This window comes from Corynebacterium pilbarense (assembly GCF_026930265.1).
GTDB lineage: Bacteria > Actinomycetota > Actinomycetes > Mycobacteriales > Mycobacteriaceae > Corynebacterium > Corynebacterium pilbarense.
The window spans coordinates 1-2102 of the sequence record NZ_JANRML010000036.1 but is presented as its reverse complement, the minus strand read 5'-3'; the positions used below and the strand labels follow the sequence as shown (position 1 = coordinate 2102).

The 2102-nt window shown below is 46.4% G+C and carries 3 protein-coding genes; 1 reads left to right on the top strand and 2 read right to left on the bottom strand.

The genetic code is table 11. The features are described 5' to 3' along the window. Positions 1 to 80 precede the first annotated feature (80 nt). A complete protein-coding gene (locus NUW87_RS11260; protein WP_269028608.1) occupies positions 81 to 677 on the top strand; it encodes a hypothetical protein in 597 nt (198 codons plus the stop codon). A gap of 248 nt (positions 678 to 925) precedes the next feature. On the opposite strand, the gene NUW87_RS11855 is transcribed toward NUW87_RS11260, so the two are convergent. Together NUW87_RS11855 and NUW87_RS11255 are read right to left on the bottom strand one after the other, a co-directional pair. Next, positions 926 to 1072: a retropepsin-like aspartic protease gene (locus NUW87_RS11855; protein ID WP_369127939.1), complete on the bottom strand. Its 147-nt coding sequence runs from the start codon at positions 1070 to 1072 to the stop codon at positions 926 to 928. Beyond that, complete coding sequence (locus NUW87_RS11255; RefSeq protein ID WP_500683254.1) at positions 1073 to 1732, bottom strand: hypothetical protein; 660 nt, start codon at positions 1730 to 1732, stop codon at positions 1073 to 1075. Positions 1733 to 2102: the final 370 nt, after the last annotated feature.

Genomic DNA, 2102 nt, shown 5'->3' with positions numbered 1-2102 from the left:
ACCCCAAAAGATGAAAAGATGACATTTTTGTGGACCTCGTTTTGGGTAGTTTGGTGTATCAACTTCCCAGGGGCGTAACTTTGGCATACGATCTCCGTTTGGGGTGCACAATAGCTCGTTGGAAAGGTATCGTCAAGGAGATTCATTTTGGGGGCTCAATTATTCCTTTGGCTATCATTGAGAAGCTCGATCCTGAAAAACCTTCATTTGGGCCCTCAAAATGGCCCCAGAAGTTAAAAACTGCTAAAAATAGTAAATTGCCAAAATTGTTAGAAAACTGTTTTGAGCCAGTCGGAAAAGGTGGGTGGCCACCGATATCCACCTGGATCAATCCTCCCTCCTTAGGAAGCAATGGTCTCCATTGCGTTGAGTTCCCGGGGGAGAGGGAAAAGCATTTGTTGAATCTGCATCTTGGTGAGCTGCTTGCCTTGCTGGAGAAGTCGCGCTGCTTAGTTTGTGGAAATCTGTCACGAACCTGTGGCTGGAAGGTTTGGACCTTTTTAACCAGTTTGGCTATTTTAGATGACTGTGTGCAGAAGGAATCTTCGTGCTTTGCTGCAACCTTGTCGACCTGCTTCTGTTGGATAGAAGGTGCTTTGGCCGAAGCTGTGGTGGCTGCAGTATCCTTCTGTTCACCCTTTGAACAGATTGTGGAGAAGATGAATTTTGTAGTATGAGATACTACCTTGCAGCACTGTTTAGGTGGGGCAGTAGTTGGAACTACCTCTGGTATCCTATAGAGATGACCCCCCAGAGTAACAATGACACTACGGGGTCGAGACTCATAAATAGCATGGCATTTCCACATATATGGCTGGCCCAAGAGAACATCACAGACATCCAGTGGGGAAACATCACATAATACCTCATCCTTGAAGGGTTGGATGCCATATGAAAATCGACACTGCTGGCTGACATGAAGATCTCATCCTTGGCGAAGCCACCCAATGCTGTATGGTTGCGGGTGTGGTGTTGTCGACAATCCCAACTGTTTGACGACCTCTGCTGAGATGAGGTTCTTCTGGCTTCCGCTATCAACAATAAAATGCAGCGGGGTCCCCTTCACCCACATCTATGAATGAAAAAGGTGCTCCCCCTCTTCAGGATCTGTTGGTTCTTCTGGTTGAATTGTTGCGGTCGTGACAATAGCAGTGGGGTCTACGTCGATGATCTGTCTCCTTCCAGTATTTTCTGAATCAGATTCTGAATAAGGGTTCGGCTCCTTGTCTTTGATCTCGGCCACCAATGACTGTTTTGAGCGACATTCATCGGTGTTGTGCCAGGGGATTTTGTGGAAATCACACCATTTTCCGGTGTCCTTCTTTGTCTTCCCGTGACCCTTCTTTTCCTGTGGCTTGGACTGGTTTTCGGGAGACTGTTTGTTAGGGTTGTCTTTGTCATACTTTGGTTGTTGTGGATTTGCAGACCCGAACTCCCATTTGTTCTGGTGCTTAAATTTCTGCTCGATTTTAACAGCATATCGATAGGCAGCATCGAGTGATGAGATGTCCAGAAAATCCATTTCAGTTTGGATGTATCTGTGTAGAGCCCCACGGTATTTCAGAACCAAATGTCGCTCGGAGTCTTTGATACCCAGCTTGGTGCGCAAGGTATGGAAGGTATTGGTGAACTCTGGAACTGCTTGGCCCCTCTCTTGCCGCAGTGTGGTCCATCTCATGTACTGGTCCTCATAGTTGCCAATAGGGTAATACTGTTCCTTTACCACATCCACAAAAAAATCCCAAGTGGGCTCGACCCCATATATTCCAGACTCCTCTGTGGAACTCTGCTCCCAATAAGTTTCCCACCAATGTTTGACATGGGGGAGAGCCTTAAGGAGTGCGAAGGTGATCTTTTCCTTGTCGAAAAAATTATGAACAGAGAAATAACCTTCTAGCAGATTTAACCATTTATCTAGGGCATTTGCATCTATTTGACCTTCAAATACGAGAATATCAAAATTAACCTGTACCTTGAAAGGCGAGGTGCCTCCAAGGTGGCCGCTTTATTGACAGGCGTTGAAGGATGTGGGAAAAATTCTCCATCATTCCGTCCCTCTGTCGCGTGAGAGCTTGCTCCAACAACAGACTGATAGCATCCTC